3 protein-coding genes, 1 pseudogene and 1 riboswitch are annotated in these 3,709 nt (G+C 73.2%); of the genes and pseudogenes, 2 read left to right on the forward strand and 2 right to left on the reverse strand.

Annotated elements, in window-relative coordinates:
- Together N869_RS13565 and N869_RS13570 are read right to left on the reverse strand one after the other, a co-directional pair.
- Positions 1 to 242 (reverse strand): annotated as a pseudogene (locus N869_RS13565) (glycoside hydrolase); the annotation flags it as partial.
- A 2-nt stretch (positions 243 to 244) separates the two neighbouring features.
- A riboswitch (cyclic di-AMP (ydaO/yuaA leader) is annotated at positions 245 to 442 on the reverse strand.
- A gap of 221 nt (positions 443 to 663) precedes the next feature.
- On the reverse strand, positions 664 to 1,392 hold the full coding sequence (locus N869_RS13570) for a metal-dependent transcriptional regulator (protein ID WP_035062457.1): 729 nt from the start codon (positions 1,390 to 1,392) through the stop codon (positions 664 to 666).
- 105 nt (positions 1,393 to 1,497) lie between these two features.
- Between N869_RS13570 and serC the strand changes: the two genes are divergently transcribed.
- Together serC and N869_RS13580 are read left to right on the forward strand one after the other, a co-directional pair.
- A complete protein-coding gene (gene serC, locus N869_RS13575) occupies positions 1,498 to 2,625 on the forward strand; it encodes a phosphoserine transaminase (protein ID WP_035062458.1) in 1,128 nt (375 codons plus the stop codon).
- Positions 2,622 to 3,709 (forward strand): MFS transporter (locus N869_RS13580; RefSeq protein WP_052105572.1); only part of this gene is annotated, 1,088 nt, incomplete at its 3' end. The genes serC and N869_RS13580, both read left to right, overlap by 4 nt.

A 3,709-nucleotide genomic window follows, 5' to 3' on the forward strand; every position in this document is an offset into this window, starting at 1 on the left:
GCACGGGCCTGGGCGGTCAGCGCCGCGGTGTCGACCGCGGGCAGCGCCTGGGCGGGCCCGTCGGCCGGTGCGGCCGAAGCGGGGAGCGCCATCGTCATCATGAGGCCACCGGAGGCAGCGACGACGGCGGAACGACGACCGACGGTCGCGAAGCTGCCCGTGGCAGCGGTCGCGAGGTCGTCCAGCGGTGTGATGGGGCGACGCGCTGCGCGATGCTTCGCGCGCTGGGGGGTGGCGGTCACTCGGTACCTCTCCGTTGAGCCTACGAGGTGAGCTGTCGGGTTCGAGCTGGAGATAGCCCGGCCCCGTTCGCGCTGCTGCGCTCCCGGGACTTCACCCCAAGGGCACCTGGTTGCTGTGCCCACAATCTGTGGTTCCCCCGTCCCTGCCGTCGTCATCTAGCGGGACCCTGAGCGGCGGCAGGACTCGGCTTTCCACTCAAGGACCTCCGGATACCTGTTCCTAGAGGCGAGACGAGAGTACCTGAGCACCGGCGGGAATGTCACGCCTAGGTCACGGTCGGTGGATCCAGGTCTCAGGACGGTCACGGGCGAACCCTCTGGGTGATCATGGCGAGCGCCCATGACCTGCACCGACGCCGGTCGCCCCGACGCCGGGGCGGGTGACCCGGATCACGGCACGCATCCACGGGTGTGATGCAGGTCACTGACCCTCGGCCACCACGAACACGTGCTTGGCGACGTCGTCCGGGAGATCCAGCACAAGGCCGGCACCGGGAACACCCACGGTCACCAGACCCTGGCCGCGCTCCACCGTCACCCTCGCCCCCGGGACGACACCCGCCTCGGACAACCGGTCCAGCAACGCCACGTCCGTCTGGACGGGCTCACCCAGCCGGCCCACGACCGCCTCGACAGGGCCGTCGGGCGTCCCGGCGTCCGCGGCCGCCGCTGCCCGCGCGAACACCACCAGCGACACCACCCCCGCCAGGAACTCCTCGTCCTCGGAGTCCTCACCGAGCTCGGCCAGGCCAGGGATCGGGTTGCCGTACGGGGAGCGCCGCGGGTGGTCCAGCAGCTCCAGGAGCCGCTTCTCGACCCGGTCGCTCATCACGTGCTCCCACCGGCACGCCTCGTCGTGGACGTACGCCCACTCCAGACCGATCACGTCGGTCAGCAGCCGCTCGGCCAGGCGGTGCTTGCGCATCACCCGGGTCGCCTTCAGCAACCCCGACTCGGTCAGCTCCAGGTGCCGGTCACCGCTGACCACCACCAGCCCGTCCCGCTCCATGCGGGCCACGGTCTGCGACACCGTGGGACCCGAGTGGCCCAACCTCTCTGCGATGCGGGCCCGCAGCGGGACGATGCCCTCCTCCGCGAGCTCGTAGATGGTGCGCAGGTACATCTCCGTGGTGTCGATCAGATCGCTCACGCTGGCGCCTTCCTGGGGGTCCCGGACGTCTGGCACAAGGTTACGGCCGCGCCGCACCGCACCGACGCGGCCGTCCCGACCGTGGGCACCTCCTAAGGTTGGCCCGTGGACGCCACCGCCATCGACATCCCCCACCACCTGCTGCCCGGCGACGGACGCTTCGGCTCCGGCCCGTCCAAGGTGCGCCCCGCGCAGGTCCAGGCCCTCGCCGCCGTCGGCACCAGCCTGCTCGGCACCTCCCACCGCCAGGCACCCGTCCGGGACCTCGTCGGGCGGGTCCGTGGCGGGCTGGCCGAGCTCCTCTCCCTGCCCGAGGGCTACGAGGTCGTCCTGGGCAACGGTGGCTCCACGGCGTTCTGGGACGTGGCCACCTTCAGCCTGGTGCAGGACCAGGCCCAGCTGTGCGCGTTCGGCGAGTTCGGCACCAGCCTGGCCAACGAGGTGCGGCAGGCGCCGTTCCTCGCCGAGCCCGAGGTCCTCACCGCCCAGCCGGGCGGCCTCGCGCTACCCCGGGCACGCCCCGGCGTCGACACCTACGCCTGGCCCCACAACGAGACCTCCACGGGGGTGGCCGCACCTGTGCGCCGCCCCACCGGCGCCGACGACGACGCCCTGGTGCTGGTCGACGCCACGTCCGCGGCCGGCGGCCTGGCCGTGGACGTCCGCGAGACCGACGTCTACTACTTCGCACCCCAGAAGTCCTTCGCCTCGGACGGGGGCCTGTGGCTGGCCGTCTGCTCCCCCGCCGCGATCGCCCGCGCCGAGCAGATCGCGGCGCGCGGCCGGTGGATCCCTCGGTTCCTGTCCCTGACCACGGCCGTGGCCAACTCGCGGCAGAACCAGACGCTCAACACCCCCGCCATCGCCACCCTGGTCCTGCTGGCCGAGCAGGTCGAGTGGATGCTCGGCCACGGCGGCCTGGAGTGGGCGGTCAACCGGTCCAGCGCCTCGGCCGGGCACCTGTACGGCTGGGCCGAGGAACGCCCGTGGGCCACCCCGTTCGTCCAGGACCCCGAGGCCCGCAGCACCGTGGTGGGCACCATCGACCTGGACGACGCCGTCGACGCCCCCACCGTGTGCGCGGTGCTGCGCCGCCACGGGATCGTGGACGTCGAGCCCTACCGCAAGCTCGGCCGCAACCAGATCAGGGTCGCGATGTTCCCCGCGGTCGACCCGGCCGACGTCCAGGCCCTGACCGGCTGCGTCGACCACGTCGTCGGCCGGCTCACGTGACCGACCCGGCCAAGGGCCTGGGCCGCTCCCGGCTGCGCCGCGACCGCCTCACCCTGAGCCTGTACGCCCCGTTCATCACCTGGGGCTGGTTCCTGTACGGGTTCTCCCCCGCGGTACCCCTGATCGCCGAGGAGCAGGGCATCTCCCGCGGCCAGGCGGGCCTGCACGGGACTGCGATGGCCGTGGGGACCATCGGTGCCGGGTTCATCAGCTCCACGATCGCCGTCCGGTACGGCCGCAAGGTCCAGAGCGTCCTCGGGGCCGGGATCCTCGTCGCGGGCCTGGCGATGCTCGCGGTCGGCACCACGCTGGTGATGACGCTCCCCGCGGTCGTCGTGATCGCGCTCGGCGGCAACCTCGCCCTCTCGGCGGCACAGCCGGCCCTCGCCGTGCACCACGGTCCGGCCGGGCCCGCGGCCGTCACCGAGGCCAACGCGGTCGGTGCGACCTTCGGCCTCCTGGCGCCCGTGGCCCTGGGGTTCAGCGTCGACCAGGGGTGGGGCTGGCGCCCCGCAGTGGTCGCCACCATGCTGTTCGCCGCCCTCGCGGCACTGCTCGTGGCTCCCCTGCGGACCGCCGGTGGTCTCGGCAGGGGCACCGCCACCCCTCGACCCGCTGCGGGGCAGCCCGCCAACGCCCGGTTCAGCGTGCTGTTCTGGCTGTTCTGGGCCGCGATGCTGTGCGGGATCGCCGTGGAGTTCTCGACCGCCTTCTGGGCCCCGGACCTGCTCGTGCAACGCACCGGCGCGCCCACGTCCCTGGCGTCGGCGTCGGTCTCGGCCCTGGTGATCGGGATGTCCGTGTCCCGGTTCATCGTGGGCCCGTTGTCCACCCGCAAGGCCCCCGAGAAGCTGCTCCTGGCGGCCTTCGCGGTCGCCGCGGTGGGATGGGCGGTGTTCTGGTTGGCGACGACCCCCGCCCTGGCGATCGTCGGCCTCGTCGTCGCCGGCCTCGGGTACGGCGCCCACTACCCCCTCAGCATCGCGCTGGCCCTGCGCGCCTCGGGCGGCCGACCGGACCAGGCCCAGGCCCGCTGCTCCATGGGCGGGGGTGCCGCCGTGGGCGTCGCGCCCTTCGCGCTGGG

It is taken from the genome of Cellulomonas bogoriensis 69B4 = DSM 16987 (assembly GCF_000767165.1).
Lineage (GTDB): Bacteria > Actinomycetota > Actinomycetes > Actinomycetales > Cellulomonadaceae > Actinotalea > Actinotalea bogoriensis.